Genomic DNA, 14,928 nt, shown 5'->3' on the forward strand with positions numbered 1-14,928 from the left:
ACATGGCCCACATCGGCCCTCAGGTCACGCTGAATGACCCTGCTTTCGTCCACGACAGCGCACTGCTTTTCGGCAAGGTGACGCTGGGGCCCGGCAGCTCTGTCTGGCCCTATGTCGTCACCCGTGCCGAGATGCATGAGATCATCATCGGCGCGCGCACGAATATTCAGGACCATGTGATGATCCACGTGGGCTATGCCACGCCGACCATTGTCGGGGAGGATTGCTCAATCACCCACCGCGTGGTTCTGCACGGCTGCGAAATCGGCGACCGTGTCCTGATCGGGATCGGCGCGACGATCATGGATGGTGCAAAGATCGGCAGCAATTCCATCGTCGCAGGCCATTCCATCGTGACCGAAGGATCAGAGTTTCCGGAAAATTCGATCATCGCCGGCAGTCCGGCGAGGTTGGTCAAAACGCGTGACAACGGCCCGGCCAACCTGGCAAATGCGCGCTTCTACCACATGAATGCACTGAACTATGCGCAAGGGATCGACCGCCTGACGGAAGACAATCTGCGCCAACTTCAGCCCTGAGACCGGGCTCGGCCCTACCCGCGCCCCTTCAGCGGTCGCATCAACCCTTCTTGCGTCACCGATGCAGCCAGCTGGCCGTTCTGGTTGTAGATCAGCCCCCGGTTGAACCCGCGTCCGCCGCCGGTCCATGGCGCGTCGAGGTCGTAAAGATGCCAGTCCGAGAATTCGATCGGCGCGTGGAACCACATCGCGTGGTCGAGGCTGGCGGTCATCACCTTGCCCTGGAACCAGGTCAGCCCGTGGGGCCGCAGCGATGACCCCAAGAGGTTCATGTCCGAGGCATAGGCCAGCAGGCAATGCTGCATCTGCGGCCCCTGCCCCTTGGCCGCCTCCATCCGGAACCACAATTGGTTGCGGTCATCCGCAGGGCCGGGTGAGAACAGGTCACGCGGCTCGATCTCGCGGATCTCGATGGGGCGCTCACGCAGGAAATCTTCGCGGTATTTCTCCGGGATGCGCGCCACATTGGCCTCGCGCAGGGCGGGACGGTCGGGCCAGTTCTCCGGCGGTTGCGCGTCGGGCATGGGGTGTTGGTATTCCCACCCCTCTTCCGCGATATGGAAGGAGGCCGACAGGTTGAAGATCTGCTTGCCATGCTGGATCGCAACCACCCGCCGGGTGGTGAAACTGCCACCATCACGGGCGCGGTCCACCTGGTAGATCACCGGGATCGCCGGATCGCCCGGCCGGATGAAATAGGCATGAAGCGAATGGCACAGCCGGTCTTCTACCGTGCGGTAGGCCGCCATCAGCGCCTGGGCGATCACATGGCCGCCAAAGATACGCGTCGTTGTCTCCCCGCCCGACCCGATGCCCCTGAACAGGTCCACTTCAAGCTGTTCGATGTCCAGCAGTTCGAGCAATTCTTCAGCGACGGCGGTCATGTGAGGGCTTTCTCAGGTCAGGGCCCGTGCCTCGGCATAGGCGATAAAGAAATCAAAGCTGTCCGGGTTGGCCATGGAATCGCGGTTCACGACCCTGGCAGCATCGCCCCCCAACAATAACTTTTTGACCGGAACCTCAAGCTTCTTGCCCGACAAGGTGCGCGGCACTTCCTTTATCTCTATGATTTCATTCGGGATAAAACGGGCCGACACGCCACTGCGGATCGCGGCGTTGATCTGATCCTTCAGCGTATCATCCAGTGCAACGCCGGGTGCAGGCACCACGAAAAGCGGCATGAAGCTTTCGCGGCCCAGGAATTCAAGGTCGACCACCAGCGAATCCATCACGCTGTCCAGCCCCTCGACCGCCTGGTAGATCTCGGCAGAGCCCAGCCGCAATCCCTTGCGGTTGATCGTGGCGTCGGACCGCCCATAGATCACACTGGCCCCTTCGGCATTGATCGAAATCCAGTCGCCATGCCGCCAGATGCCGGGGTAATCGGCAAAATAACTGTCGAACAGGCGGCTGCCGTCCTCGTCCCCCCAGAAATACAGCGGCATGGAGGGCAAGGGCTCTGTACAGACCAGCTCGCCCACCTCGTCCAGCAACGCATTGCCATGGGCGTCATAGGCATGCACCGCATTGCCCAGGGCACGGCATTGCATTTCGCCCGCGCGCACCGCCATGCCGGGATGGCCCAGCACAAAGGCCCCGGCAAGGTCGGTCCCGCCCGAGATCGGCGCAAGCCATTGATCCGCCTTCACGTCCCGGTAGATCCAGTCATAGGCATCCGACGACAACGGCGACCCGGTGGACCCGAGCGAACGCAGCGCGCTCAGATCGACATCGGTGCGCGGGGTCACGCCCGCCTTCATGCAGCCGCTGTAGAATGCGGCACCGGCACCGAAATAGGTGATCTTCTCCGCCGCCACAAAACGCCAGACAACGCCCATGTCAGGATGGTTCGGCGCACTGTCGAACATCGCGACGGTTGCCCCCTGCCCCAGCGCCATCCATTGCGAATTCCACATGATCCAGCCCGAAGAGGTCATCCAGCAGAACCTGTCCGCAGCTGTCAGGTCATGGTGCAGCGACTGCTTGGCCGCCTCAAGGATGATGCCGCCATGGCCATGCACGATGGGTTTGGGATTGCCCGTGGTGCCCGACGAATAAACGATCCAGAGCGGATGTTCGAAATCCACCTGTTCCGACAGGTAAAGCGTGTCGTCCCCGGTCAGGCTGGCCCAGGCGACATGGCCCGGCGGCAGCTCGCCCACCACCGGTACGGTCACGCATTGGGTGACGCTGGGCAGGCCCGCCGCGATCTCGGCCAGAATGGCGCGCCGGTCGATGGTCTTGCCCGCGTGCACATAGCCGTCCTGCGCGATCAGCACCTTGGGTTCGATCTGTTTGAAGCGGTCAAGGATGGCGACATGCCCCATGTCCGGTGCGCAGAGCGACCAGATTGCCCCGATGCTGGCCGTTGCCAGAAAAGCCACCAGCGCCGTGTCGGTATTGGGCAGGATGGCGACAACCCGGTCACCGGTGCCCACCCCCATGCCGCGCAGCCGCGCGGCAACGCTTGCCACCTGGGCCCGCAATGCGCCCCAGGTCATCTCGCTCCGGCCAAAGGTCTCCGATTGCACGATCAGCGCAAGCTGGTCCTCGCGCCCTTCCACGTGTTTCATGATCTGGTCGACATAGTTCAGCCGCCCGCCGGTGCCCCATTCGGCCCCCGGCATCTGACGTTTGACCAGCAGCTTATCCGGCCGAACACTGGCCCGCACGTCAAAGAAGTCCCAGATCGCCGACCAGAAGCCTTCCAGGTCCTCGATGCTCCACCGCCACATGGCGTTGTAATCGTCGAAACTCAGGCCACGGTGATCGGCCAGCCAGCGCTCAAACGCGGCCATGGTGGAGGCCTCCCGGCGTTCAGCCGAAGGTGCCCAGAGCACCGGTGCCGTCATGTCAGCGCCCCATGCACCAGCGCCTTGAGCTGTGCGCGTGCGGGATAGGCGCTGCTGGGGATCAGCTGGGTGAAAAAGATCACCGAGAGGTCAAAGACCGGGTCGATCCAGAAAAAGGTCGAGGCCATGCCGCCCCAGCTGAAATCGCCCACCGACCCCGGCGCACGGGCGCGGCCCGGATTCAGCAAGACGGCCCCGCCGATGCCGAACCCCATGCCTTCCATCGGCTGTTCGGCAAAGCTTTGCGGCCCCATGGAGGCGATTTCCCCCGGCAGATGGTTGCGCATCATGAAATCGAGCGTCTTCGGCCCGATGATCCCGGCCCCGCCGGTGCGCAGCATTTCGGTGAACTTCAGATAATCGTCGATGGTCCCGACAAGGCCACCGCCGCCCGACAGCAATGTGGCCTCCAGAAACGGGGATTTGTCCGCGCCGTCGATCAGGCGCAGGGTATCGCCGCCCTTTTCGATCTTGCCCACGGTAAAGCCCCCCTCCGCCATCGGGGTGTAGCAGGCGGCAAAGCGGTCGCGGGCGGCGGCAGGCACGGAAAACCGGGTTTCATCCATGCCGAGCGGGTCAAAGATACGCTCGACAAAAACCTCTTCCAGGGTCTGGCCGGTGACCACTTCGATCACCCTGCCGATCACGTCAATGCCCACCGAATATTCCCAGCGGCTGCCGGGCTGAAAGGCCAGGGGCAATTCCGCCAGCATGTCACACATCGGGGCAAGCCCCGACTGATTGGGTCGGAATTCCACCTTGTGCTCACCCATCAGCCCGCCCAGCACCCCCGGATTGAACGCATAGCTCAGCCCGGAGGTATGGGTCAGCAACTGGTGCAATGTCGGCGGCGCGCAGGGTTCGACCTGATCGGCAGCGGTGGCACCCGGCACGAGGCAGGTCATGTCAGAGAAAGCGGGAATGAAGTCGGACACCGGTGCGTCGAGGTGAAACAGGCCTTCTTCGACCAGTGTCATCAGGGCAAGGCTGGTGACCGGTTTGGTCATGGAATAGATGCGCGCCACGGTATCGCGTTCCCAGGGGCGCCGGGATTCGACATCGCGGTGGCCGGCCTGATGATAACATACCTCCTGCCCGCCCTGCACGATCAGGGCAGAACATCCGGCAAGGCGGCGTTGATCCACATAGGACTGCATCCAGCCCGCGATCCGGTCCAGCCGCCCGGCATCAAATCCGCCCATGTCTCAGACCTCTAGCCATTCCTTGCGCACGTCTTCGCGGGCTTTCAACTCGGCCGGTGTCCCTTCGAACACCACCTGCCCGTGCCCCATCACATAAACACGATGCGCAATGTCCATGGCAATGGACAGTTTCTGCTCCACCAGCAGGGTCGAAATGCCCTTTTCCGCAATCGCCTTGAGCACTTCAGCGACTTTTTGCACCATCTGCGGTGAAAGCCCCTCTGTCGGTTCGTCGATCATGACGAAATCCGGGTCCCCCATCAGCGTGCGGCACATGGTCAGCATCTGCTGCTCGCCCCCCGACAGCACAGAAGCCTCGACATCGGCACGGCGATCGAGGTTCTCGAACATCTCGAACATGGCCTGCATGGACCAGCGCCCGGCACCGTCCTTCTGCCCCGGCTTCAGACCCAGCGTCAGGTTCTGCCGCGTGGTCAGACCGGGGAAAATGTCGCGGTTCTCGGGCACATAGCCAATGCCCATGTTGGCGATTTCATAGGCCTTCTTGCCCGCAATCTCCTTGCCTCTGAACTTGACGGACCCCTTCGGTTCGACCTCGCCCATGATGGCCTTGCAGGTGGTGGACCGGCCCACGCCGTTGCGGCCCAGAAGGGCCACGATCTCGCCCTCCTGCACGTTCAGGGACACGCCCTGAAGGATGTGGGACTTGCCATAATAGGCATGCATGTCGGTGACTTCGATCATCAGTGTTCTGCCTCCAATGCCGCGCCAAGATAGGCTTCCTGCACCTTGGGATCGCCGCGCACCTCTTCGGGTTTGCCTGTCGCGATGATTTCGCCGTAGACCAGCACCGAAATGCGGTCCGCGAGGCCGAATACGACACCCATGTCATGTTCCACCATGATCAGGGTCTTGCCCTCGGTCACCTTCATGATCAGGTCGGTGATGTAATCGGTTTCCGAATGGCTCATCCCGGCGGTGGGTTCATCCAGCATGATCACATCCGCACCACCGGCAATGGTGATCCCGATCTCAAGCGCACGCTGTTCGGCATAGGAAAGCGTACCGGCAGGCAGGTTGCGCCGCTCTGTCAGGTTGATCTGCTCAAGGATCGCCTCTGCCCCTTCGGTCAGGTCACGGCTGCGATTCACCAGGTTCCAGAAGCTGTACTTGTACCCCTGCGACCAAAGCAGCGCACAGCGCACGTTCTCGAAAACCGTCATCTTGGGAAAGATATTGGTGATCTGGAACGACCGCGACAGCCCCTTTCGGTTGATCTGGTAGGGTTCCAGGCCGATCAGGTCCTCGCCGTGCAGTTTCACGGTGCCTGCCGTGGGCTGGAAACGCGCGGTGATCAGGTTGAACAGCGTGGATTTCCCCGCCCCGTTCGGCCCGATGACCGCATGGCGTTCCGATTTGCCGATGGACAGGTCGATGCCACGAATGATCTCTGCTTTGCCAAAGCTCTTCTTGAGGCCGCTCAGTTCAAGTGCCGGGGTGCTCATGCGCTGCCTCCTGCCGTATTTGCTTCGTTCCAGGCATCCCGCAGCGCAGGCACATTGGCGCGGGTGATGCCAAGGGCAATGGCCGTCACCCCGAGGGCAATCACCCAGGGCAGGATGTCGTGGCTGTTGAACGTGGTCCAGAACAGCGTCATCTCATCGTCCCCATAGGCCGCGTGGCGCACATGGAATACCATTTCCACCAGCGCTGACAGACCAAGTATGCCAATCAGGGCCGGCAGCAGGGTCTTGAGGTAGGGCCATATCAGCAACCTTGCCTTGCCCAGTTTGAACACCGGCACATGCATCATCATCAGCCCGGCAAGACCGCCCGGAAAGAACATCACCGTGGCGACAAAGAGCGTGCCTGCATAAAACGCCCAAAGCTCCGTTTGCAGGCTGAGCACGGTCTGCAGCAGGGTAAAGGCGATGGCCCCGATGATCGGCCCGAAGAAGAAACCGACGCCGCCCAGGAAGGTCACCAGCAGGATGACACCCGAAGACGTGGTGTTCAGGTTTTCCTCGGTCAGGATCTCATAGTTGATGGCAAAGAGCCCGCCCGCGATCCCGGCAAAGAAACCCGAGGCGACAAAGCTGTAGAACCGAACCCAGCGCGCCGAATAGCCCAGAAACTCGGCCCGTTCCGGATTGTCGCGCACAGCATTGGACATCCGCCCCACCGGGGTGCGCGACCACAGGTACATCAGTGCGGCCGCGATCAGGACCCAGGCGGAAATCAGGTAGTACACCTCGATCTGTTGCAGGAATTCGGTGCCAAAGAAGGGCCGCGCATAGGTCCGGTCGCCCGACACGCCTTCCTCGCCACCGAAGAAGGCGACGATGATCACCGAACAGGCGGCGATCAGCTCGCCCACGCCGAGCGAGATCATGGCGAATACGGTGCCCGCGCTGCGGGTGGAGAAACTGCCGACAATCATCGCCAGCCCCATGCCGAACAGCCCGCCAAAGACCGGCAGCACCGGCAAGGGCAGCGCCGCAAAGAAGTCGGAGGCATTCATGATGTGCATGCAGGCGAACCCGCCGACCCCGGCATAGACCGCATGTCCGAAAGACAGCATGCCCCCCTGTCCCAGCAGCATGTTGTAGGCCAGCGCAAAGATCACCGTGATCCACATCTGGTTCATGATGGTGATCGAGGAATTGTTGGTGAAGATGAACGGCAGCACCGCCAGCAACACTGCCGCCACGATCCAGGGGCCGAGGGTCAGGGTCATGGAACCGGCGCGCATCCGCTCGGATGGTTTGGTCGGGTCGGTGGTGATTTGATCGGTCATGAGTGACGCTTTCCGAAAAGTCCCGAAGGCCGGAAGATGAGGATCAGCACCATCAGGATATAGGGCAGAATGTCTGCGATCTGCGGGCTTGTGATGGTCCAGAAGTCGCGAAACACGCTCTCGTCCAGGTTCTCGGGTGTGCCGATGCCGATGCCGTTCAGGATATCGGCCATCTCGATGTTGTAGGATTTGGCGAAGGTGGTGATCCATCCGATCAGCAGCGACGCGACCAATGCGCCCCACAGGGATCCAAGCCCCCCGATCACGATGGTCACAAAGACGATGGACCCCAGCACAAAGGCCATGCCCGGAAAGGTGCCCAGCACCGGCCCTGCGATGACCCCGGCAACACCGGCCAGCGCGGTGCCGACACCGAATACCCCCATGAAGATCAGCGGCACGTTATGGCCCAGCGCCTCGACCGTGCGCGGATAGCTGAGCGCGGCCTGGATGATCATGCCCACCCGCGTCCGGGTCAGGATGTAAAGCAGCCCGATAAAGATCCCGATGGAGATGAAGATCATGAAAATCTTGTAGGCGGGAATGGAGTTCCCCGCGATGGCGAAGGCCGAGAAGTTCAGCGCATCAGGCACGAAATAGGGCATCTGGTTCTTGCCCCAGATGAACTGCACCAGTTCCTCGATCAGCAGGGCAAGGCCGAAGGTAAAGATCAGCTCCGGCACGTGGCCATATTGGTGCACCCGCCTGAGCCCGTATCGTTCGACCCCGGCGCCCAGGACGCCGACAATCAGCGGCGCCAGCAGCAAGCCCATCCAGAATCCCAGCGCGATGCTGATCTGATAGGCGAAATAGGCCCCCAACATATAAAAGCTGGCATGGGCAAAGTTCAGAACGCCCATCATTGAGAAAATCAGGGTCAGACCGGCAGACAGCATGAACAGCAGCAGTCCGGTTACCAGCCCGTCGATGATATTGACGAGAATGAGGTCCATTGGCCCCTCCGGCTAGGATATGGCAAGGTCGTGTGACGCGAATGAAAAGGTCCGTCCCCGGCAGGGCCGGGAACGGACCGGCAGCACCTTATTCGGGGCGCTTCATCTCGCAGGTGGTCGGGCTGTCCATGGAGGCCATCTCGATGGTTGACTCGTTGACAATGCCAAAACCGGACTGGTCGTAGTCGAAGTCGATGTTCTCATCGGTGTGGACGCCGACATGCATGTCCTGGATCAACTGGTGGTCCTGCGGACGCATGAACAGTTTACCGCCCCACATGCTGTCATACTCCATGCCTTCCAGCTTGGAAGCGACGGCCACGACATCATCCGCTGTACCCGCTTCCTCGATGGCGGTCGCCAGCATGCCGATCACGTTGAAGATCCGGCTCTGGTCGATGTTGCCATCCGGGTATTTGGCTTCGAACGCCTCATAGGTGGCACGCGCCTCCTCGGAGCCGATCGGGTTGATGCTGCCCTGCGAAATCAGGCGGATACGATCCTTGCCGCTTTCGCCAAAGGCCGCCGTCATGCCTGAACCCGCCGCATAATAGGTATAGATCGGACCTTCGAAACCGTTGTCGATGATCCCCTTGCCCAGACCCAGCATGTCAGCGCCCCAGTTGCCGGTAATCACGGCATCCGCACCGGATGCAACGATCTTACGCGCGTAGGGGGTGAAATCCTTGACTTTGCCGATGGGGTGCAGCTCGTCGCCGACAACTTCGATGTCGGCACGCTTTTCGCCCAGCATCTTGTTTGCCGCATCAGACACGGCCTTGCCGAAGGAATAGTCCTGACCAATGATATAGACCTTCTTGATGTTCTCGTCCGCGACGATCACATCGGTCAGCGCATCCATCTTGATGTCCGCGTTGGCGTCGAAACGGAAGTGCCAGAAGTTGCATTTCTCGTTGGTCAGCGCCGGATCAACAGCAGCGTAGTTCAGGAACAGAACGCGGCTGTCGGGGTTGCGCTTGTTGTGCTTCTCGATCGCTTCGGTCAGCGCGTTCGCCACGCCGGAGCTGTTGCCCTGCACGATATAGCGAATGCCCTGGTCAATCGCGACCTGCAGCTGGATCAGGGATTCCTTGGGGCTGATCTTGTTGTCGAAACCGACAACTTCAAACGTGTCGCCATCCAGAACGCCGCCCTTCTGGTTGACCATATAGTCGGCCGCGAATTCGAACTGATGCAACCCGTTTGTACCGGTGCTTGCGAAAGGTCCGCTCAGCGGGTCGATGAAGGCGATCTTGATTGTTTCGGCAAAGGACGCAGAGGCGCCCACAATAAGTGACAGGGCCGAGACCACGCCCAGCTTGGTGATATTTTTCATATATTCCTCCCTATGGCGACCTGTTTTGCGTTCGCTTGGGACGCTTCCGGTCGCAGGCTGAGCCTTGCATACCAGAGGCCAAAGTCAAGGCTGGTGATGGCATCCGACCTAGCGTCACTTCATCCGAAAATCCGGCGCTGCCCCACAATCAGGCAGTGACCTCACTTTGCACATCGGCACGAATTTCCCGATAAGGCGCTGAAATTGAATAATAAATGGAAACAGGTGCTTGGAAAGGCATGGATCCGAAGGGGCGAAATGACTGTAAAAACAGCATTTTCCCGGTTTTTTTAACCCGTGAACACTACGCGTTTTCTCTCGCGAAAACGTGAGAAATCGGATCGAAAATCACGATTTTTTCACCGTCGCGAAATATTATGACTTTTACGCATTCCGCTGTGCGAAACAAATGTCCGCTTACTTTCAGGCGATTCTCTGCGGCCTGACGGCGCTCTCAGCCGCGCAGGCTGATCAGCTCCGCCGCCTTGATCAGGCGGGGCGCATAAACGGATTCAAGCTGCTTTTTCTTGACCCCGAACGAGGGTCCGCCAACGTTCAGCCCGTAGACGCGTTTGCCATCGGTGCCCATCACCGGCACGGCGATGCCGTTCACATCGCTGCGCCAGTCACCGTAGCTGGAACAGAACCCCTTGGCCTTGTACTCGCTCAGGCCGGCCTTGTAATTCGCCCGCCCTTCATCCTCGACATCCTGCCCCTGTTGCGCTGCAACCTGGAAGATCTGTTCGCGTTCGGCATCCGACATGCCCACCAGGATCGCCCGCCCGATGGCCGATCTGAACAGCGGCAGGCGCGAACCGATCCGCATTGTCAGGGAGACCCCTTCGAATGAATTCTGGGTGGCGATGTAAATCACGTCCAGCCGGTGCTGTTCGCCCAGCGCCACGGTGATATAGCTGTTCGGCCCGTCCCGAAGGGCGCGCATCTCCGTCTCGGCCCGGGCAGAAATATCCATTGAATTCAAGGCGCTGAACCCAAGCTGAAGCACACCGGAACTCAGCCGGTAGGTTCCGACCCGCGCATCGGCCACAAGGTAGTCCAGCGCACAGAGCGTATGGGTCAGGCGCGAGATCGTGGCCTTGGGCAGGCCCGTCCGCTCCGAAAAATCCGAATTTGTCAGCGTCACCTCATTGGGTCGGAAACAGCGCAGGATATCCAGGCCGCGTGCCAGTGCGGTCACGAAATTCCGGTCTTTGCCTTCGCCGAGGTCGGTGCCAAATTCGTCCATAAGTCTCTTTACCGCTTGAGTGAATCCACCCCGTGCTGCGCAAAAACGGGAACATATTGTCCCAGTTTCATGGCCCGCTCGGGGTTTGAGGCATTGCCGTCCAGCGCGCGCTTGTGAACGCCCTGGATGATCGCCGCCATCCGGAAAAAATTGAATGCCAGATAATAGCCGAAATGGTCGATACCTTTCAGACCGCGCCGCTGGCAATAGGCCGCGATGAATTCTTCGTCCGAGGGCAGGCCCAGCGCCGCCCGGTCAAGCCCGCCCATACCGCGCCCTTCTGCGCCCGCGGGCATCTGCCATTGCATGATGACCGCTGCCAGATCGGCAAAGGGGTGGCCAATGGTGGACAGCTCCCAATCCAGCACCGCCCGGCAATCGGTGGTCTGCGCGTCATAGATCATGTTGTCGAGCCGGTAATCCCCGTGCACCAGCCTGCGCTGGCCATCGTCTTCGGGGCATTCGGCCACCAGCGCCTCCATCAGATGGTTCATCGCCGGGATATCCTCGGTCTCGGAGGCCTTGTACTGCTTGCTCCACCGCCCCACCTGGCGTTCGAAGTAATTGCCCAACGGTCCAAAGTCGCTCAGCCCCACGGCGTCGATATCGACCTCATGCAGGGCGGCCAGCACGCGGTTCATCTCGTCGATGATCCGGCCCCGGTCCTGCACCGACACGCCGTCCATCGAGGGCTGGTTGAAATTGCGCCCCGGCACATGGTCCATGATGTAAAAGGCCGAGCCGATCACCGCGTCATCCTCGCACAGCAGGTGCATCTTCGCGACCGGCACATCGGTGTCCGCCAGCGCGCGCTGCACGCGGAATTCGCGGTCGACCGCATGGGCGGATTTCAACAGGACCCCCGGGGGCTTGCGCCGCAACACGTATTTCCGGCTGGGGGTTTCCAACAGGAAGGTCGGGTTCGACTGACCGCCCTGGAATTTGGTGACAGCCGTCAGCCCGTCAAAACCCGGAAGATTGTCACGCAGATAGGCGCTGACGGCGGCTTCGTCCAATGTCTGTGTGTCTGCGCTCATGACCAGATCCTTAACTGTAACTTAGCAGTTCCGCACCCGCAGCGTGCGAAAAATGCGGTGTGGCGTTGAACTCATGCAGGGAAAAACTGCTGCCAGAGAACATGAAACGCGTGATGGAGGAATTCTTGACCTGCAGGTTCAGGTTCATCATCTGGGCGATGGGCGCGCCAAGCGATGCAGCCGTCAATTGCCCGATGACGCCCCCCGATGAGATCACCAGCACCCGCCGGGCATCCGTATCGGTGGCAAAGACGCGGGCCGCCTCGACCCGTGCCGCGAACTCACCCCAGGTCTCTGCCGCCCCGTCAAAAGCATCCTCCTGCCACTCGAAAATGGTATCCCGCAGCGCCCGGAAATGGGTCTTGCGGTCCCCCTTGACCAGATCCGGCACCTTCCCGCGATAACGCGCATGCAGCAGGTCGTGAAAATCGTATTCGTTGAAGCCGGCGTGCTCCTCCGGGGTGGCGGTGAACCCCATGGCCGACAGCGTGTCCTTCTGCCGGGTCAGCGTGCCGGTGATCAGACGGTCCGGCACCCACTCCATGTCACGCAGCACCGCCCCCACGGCAGCCGCCTGCCGCTGGCCAAGGTCGGACAGCACGTCGTAATTGTCCTGCCCGAAGGAGGCCTGCCCATGGCGGATGACGAGCAATTCAGCCATGGCGCTCCCCTGCAGGAGGCAGGAAATCCGCGGGACACCCGTTCCCGACCCCTATCGTATCAAGCATATCCTTCACGAGAACTCCGCCGCCAGTTTCCGGCCCGCAGCGAGGTATTCGCGCGCCATCCGGTCGACGATGTCACCCGCAGGGCCCACGGATTTCACCGCGCCAATGCCCTGACCGGAGCCCCATATGGTTTTCCATGCTTTCGGCTTTTCACGGTCCTGACCAAAGTTCATCGACGATGCATCCGCCGTCGGCAGATTGTCCGGATCCATCCCTGCATTGCGGACCGAATCCTTGAGGTAATTGCCCCAGACTCCTGTGAACAAAGAGGAATAAACAATATCCTCGGCCCCGCCCGAGACGATCATCTGCTTGTAGGCGTCGTCGGCGTTGGCTTCGTCCGTGGCGATGAAGGGCGAACCGGTATAGCCCAGATCGGCCCCCGCCGCGCGGGCGGCGAGCAGCGCCTCACCCGTGGCGATGGCACCCGACAGCGCCACCGGCCCGTCGAACCATTCGCGGATTTCACGCATCAGGGCAAAGGGCGATTGCTGCCCCGCATGCCCCCCGGCACCGGCAGCCACAGCCACCAGACCATCCGCGCCCTTTTCAATCGCCTTCCTTGCGAAGGTGTTGTTGATGATGTCGTGCAGCACGATGCCGCCGCAGGAATGCGCGGCCTCGTTCACCTCTGTCCGGGCGCCCAGCGAAGTGATCCAGATCGGCACCTCGTGTTTCGCACAAATCTCCAGATCCCGCTCCAGCCTGCCGTTCGACCGATGCACGATCTGGTTCACCGCATAGGGCGCTGCCGGGTGATCGGGGTTCGACTGGTTGTGACGGTCCAGTTCCTCGCGGATTTCGGTCAGCCAGGTGTCGAGCAACGGATGCTCGCCCTCCGCCTCGCGGGCATTCAGCGCGGGAAAGGCACCGACAATGCCCGCCTTGCACTGCGCAATCACCAGTTTCGGCACCGAAATGATGAACAGGGGTGAGGCGATCATGGGCAAGCGCAACCCTTGCAGTGCCTTGGGCAGATGGGAATCGTCGCGGGGCATCGTGGCTCCTGTCAGGGTCATGTTGACGGTCAGGGGGCGGGTGAACCCGCCCCTCTTGTTGGCAAAGCGCAAGGGGTTACAGAACCTCGAACAGGCCCGCAGCCCCCATGCCGCCGCCGACACACATGGTGCAGACCACATATTTGGCACCGCGGCGCTTGCCCTCGATCAGCGCATGGCCGACCATGCGGGCGCCCGACATGCCATAGGGATGCCCGATGGAGATCGCGCCGCCGTTCACGTTCAGCAGTTCATCCGGAATCCCCAGCACATCGCGCGACTGGATCACCTGCACCGCGAAGGCTTCGTTCAGCTCCCACAGGCCGATGTCATCCATCGTCAGCCCATGCGCCTTGAGCAGCGGCGGCACGGCATAGATCGGGCCGATGCCCATCTCGTCGGGCTCGCAGCCCGCCGCCATCACGCCGACATAGCGGCCCAGCGGCTGCAGGCCCATCTGCTCGGCCTTCTTCGCCTCCATCACCACAGTGGCAGAAGCGCCATCAGACAATTGCGAGGCGTTCCCGGCGGTGATGTATTTGCCTTCCGCGATGTGGATGCCGTTCTTGTGTACCGGCTGCAGCCCTGCAAGGCTTTCCGCCGTGGTGCCGGGGCGGTTGCCCTCGTCCTTTTCCAGCGTCACCTCATGTTCGGTGATCTCCTTGGTTTCCTTGTTCTGCACCATCATCTTGCTGGGCAGCGGCACGATCTCATCGTCGAACTTGCCCGCTTCCTGCGCCAGATGGGTCAGCTCCTGCGACCGCGCAGCATATTCGTCCTGCCGCTCGCGGCTGACGTTATAGCGTTCGGCCACGGTTTCCGCCGTCTCCAGCATCGACATGTAGATTTCCGGCTTGTGCTCTTTCAGCCAGCCGTCCGCCTTGACCCGCATTTCCGGGGTCTGCACCATCGAGATGCTTTCCACCCCGCCGCCGACAACCACATCCATGCCGTCCATCACCACCTGCTTGGCCGCCGTGGCAATCGCCATCATGCCGGAGGCGCATTGGCGATCCAGCGACATGCCTGCAACTGTCACCGGCAGGCCCGCCCGGATCGCCGCCTGACGCGCGATATTGCCCGCCGAATGGCCTTGCTGCAGGGCCGCACCGATGATGCAGTCCTGAATCTCGGCGGGGTCCACCCCGGCACGCTTGACCGCATGTTCGATGGCATGGGCTGCCAGCGCCTGCGGCGTGGTGTTGTTGAACGCCCCGCGATAGGCCTTGCCGATCGGGGTGCGGGCTGTAGATACGATGACTGCGTCGCGCATGGGTAA

14 protein-coding genes are annotated in these 14,928 nt (G+C 61.3%); 1 reads left to right on the forward strand and 13 read right to left on the reverse strand.

The features are described from left to right. Nucleotides 1-2 precede the first annotated feature (2 nt). Nucleotides 3-539, forward strand: a complete 537-nt coding sequence (locus PVW51_RS06025; protein ID WP_269361477.1) for a gamma carbonic anhydrase family protein — start codon at nt 3-5, stop codon at nt 537-539. A 14-nt stretch (nt 540-553) separates the two neighbouring features. Here the strand turns inward: PVW51_RS06025 and PVW51_RS06030 are convergent, their stop codons facing one another. The 13 genes from PVW51_RS06030 to PVW51_RS06090 all read right to left on the reverse strand — a co-directional run bounded on the left by PVW51_RS06030 (nt 554) and on the right by PVW51_RS06090 (nt 14,922). After that, nucleotides 554-1,423: an acyl-CoA thioesterase gene (locus PVW51_RS06030; RefSeq protein ID WP_269361479.1), complete on the reverse strand. Its 870-nt coding sequence runs from the start codon at nt 1,421-1,423 to the stop codon at nt 554-556. A 12-nt stretch (nt 1,424-1,435) separates the two neighbouring features. Continuing rightward, complete coding sequence (locus tag PVW51_RS06035; protein ID WP_274573974.1) at nt 1,436-3,391, reverse strand: acetoacetate--CoA ligase; 1,956 nt, start codon at nt 3,389-3,391, stop codon at nt 1,436-1,438. Next, nucleotides 3,388-4,593 (reverse strand): serine hydrolase domain-containing protein, encoded by a 1,206-nt coding sequence (locus tag PVW51_RS06040; RefSeq protein ID WP_274573975.1) that lies wholly within the window; start codon nt 4,591-4,593, stop codon nt 3,388-3,390. The genes PVW51_RS06035 and PVW51_RS06040 overlap by 4 nt, the downstream gene beginning before the upstream one ends. Nucleotides 4,594-4,596: 3 nt before the next feature. Next, complete coding sequence (locus tag PVW51_RS06045) at nt 4,597-5,301, reverse strand: ABC transporter ATP-binding protein (RefSeq protein ID WP_331284217.1); 705 nt, start codon at nt 5,299-5,301, stop codon at nt 4,597-4,599. Further along, complete coding sequence (locus tag PVW51_RS06050) at nt 5,298-6,059, reverse strand: ABC transporter ATP-binding protein (RefSeq protein ID WP_114275309.1); 762 nt, start codon at nt 6,057-6,059, stop codon at nt 5,298-5,300. Before PVW51_RS06050 ends, PVW51_RS06045 begins: the two co-directional genes overlap by 4 nt. Then, the gene (locus PVW51_RS06055) at nt 6,056-7,351 is read right to left on the reverse strand and encodes a branched-chain amino acid ABC transporter permease (RefSeq protein ID WP_274573976.1); all 1,296 of its coding nucleotides are present in this window, start codon (nt 7,349-7,351) and stop codon (nt 6,056-6,058) included. The genes PVW51_RS06050 and PVW51_RS06055 overlap by 4 nt, the downstream gene beginning before the upstream one ends. Further along, nucleotides 7,348-8,304, reverse strand: a complete 957-nt coding sequence (locus PVW51_RS06060; protein WP_269361487.1) for a branched-chain amino acid ABC transporter permease — start codon at nt 8,302-8,304, stop codon at nt 7,348-7,350. Before PVW51_RS06060 ends, PVW51_RS06055 begins: the two co-directional genes overlap by 4 nt. An 88-nt stretch (nt 8,305-8,392) precedes the next feature. Next, nucleotides 8,393-9,640, reverse strand: a complete 1,248-nt coding sequence (locus PVW51_RS06065) for a branched-chain amino acid ABC transporter substrate-binding protein (protein ID WP_274573977.1) — start codon at nt 9,638-9,640, stop codon at nt 8,393-8,395. A 454-nt stretch (nt 9,641-10,094) separates the two neighbouring features. Further along, nucleotides 10,095-10,886, reverse strand: a complete 792-nt coding sequence (locus PVW51_RS06070; protein ID WP_274573978.1) for an IclR family transcriptional regulator — start codon at nt 10,884-10,886, stop codon at nt 10,095-10,097. An 8-nt stretch (nt 10,887-10,894) separates the two neighbouring features. Beyond that, nucleotides 10,895-11,923: a phosphotransferase family protein gene (locus PVW51_RS06075; protein ID WP_274573979.1), complete on the reverse strand. Its 1,029-nt coding sequence runs from the start codon at nt 11,921-11,923 to the stop codon at nt 10,895-10,897. Between the two features lie 10 nt (nt 11,924-11,933). Next, nucleotides 11,934-12,584, reverse strand: coding sequence for a histidine phosphatase family protein (locus PVW51_RS06080; protein ID WP_274573980.1), 651 nt, complete (start codon nt 12,582-12,584; stop codon nt 11,934-11,936). A 72-nt stretch (nt 12,585-12,656) separates the two neighbouring features. Beyond that, nucleotides 12,657-13,649, reverse strand: coding sequence for an NAD(P)H-dependent flavin oxidoreductase (locus tag PVW51_RS06085; RefSeq protein ID WP_274573981.1), 993 nt, complete (start codon nt 13,647-13,649; stop codon nt 12,657-12,659). A gap of 76 nt (nt 13,650-13,725) precedes the next feature. Next, nucleotides 13,726-14,922: an acetyl-CoA C-acyltransferase gene (locus PVW51_RS06090; protein WP_269361496.1), complete on the reverse strand. Its 1,197-nt coding sequence runs from the start codon at nt 14,920-14,922 to the stop codon at nt 13,726-13,728. Nucleotides 14,923-14,928 lie beyond the last annotated feature (6 nt).

The sequence above is a fragment of the Sulfitobacter sp. PR48 genome, assembly GCF_028807335.1.
GTDB lineage: Bacteria > Pseudomonadota > Alphaproteobacteria > Rhodobacterales > Rhodobacteraceae > Sulfitobacter.

Coding starts and splice junctions, on each gene's coding strand:
- PVW51_RS06025 (WP_269361477.1), top strand. CDS start 3: ATGGCCCACATCGGCCCTCAGGTCACGCTGAATGACCCTGCTTTCGTC.
- PVW51_RS06030 (WP_269361479.1), bottom strand. CDS start 1,423: ATGACCGCCGTCGCTGAAGAATTGCTCGAACTGCTGGACATCGAACAG.
- PVW51_RS06035 (WP_274573974.1), bottom strand. CDS start 3,391: ATGACGGCACCGGTGCTCTGGGCACCTTCGGCTGAACGCCGGGAGGCC.
- PVW51_RS06040 (WP_274573975.1), bottom strand. CDS start 4,593: ATGGGCGGATTTGATGCCGGGCGGCTGGACCGGATCGCGGGCTGGATG.
- PVW51_RS06050 (WP_114275309.1), bottom strand. CDS start 6,059: ATGAGCACCCCGGCACTTGAACTGAGCGGCCTCAAGAAGAGCTTTGGC.
- PVW51_RS06055 (WP_274573976.1), bottom strand. CDS start 7,351: ATGACCGATCAAATCACCACCGACCCGACCAAACCATCCGAGCGGATG.
- PVW51_RS06060 (WP_269361487.1), bottom strand. CDS start 8,304: ATGGACCTCATTCTCGTCAATATCATCGACGGGCTGGTAACCGGACTG.
- PVW51_RS06065 (WP_274573977.1), bottom strand. CDS start 9,640: ATGAAAAATATCACCAAGCTGGGCGTGGTCTCGGCCCTGTCACTTATT.
- PVW51_RS06070 (WP_274573978.1), bottom strand. CDS start 10,886: ATGGACGAATTTGGCACCGACCTCGGCGAAGGCAAAGACCGGAATTTC.
- PVW51_RS06075 (WP_274573979.1), bottom strand. CDS start 11,923: ATGAGCGCAGACACACAGACATTGGACGAAGCCGCCGTCAGCGCCTAT.
- PVW51_RS06080 (WP_274573980.1), bottom strand. CDS start 12,584: ATGGCTGAATTGCTCGTCATCCGCCATGGGCAGGCCTCCTTCGGGCAG.
- PVW51_RS06085 (WP_274573981.1), bottom strand. CDS start 13,649: ATGCCCCGCGACGATTCCCATCTGCCCAAGGCACTGCAAGGGTTGCGC.
- PVW51_RS06090 (WP_269361496.1), bottom strand. CDS start 14,922: ATGCGCGACGCAGTCATCGTATCTACAGCCCGCACCCCGATCGGCAAG.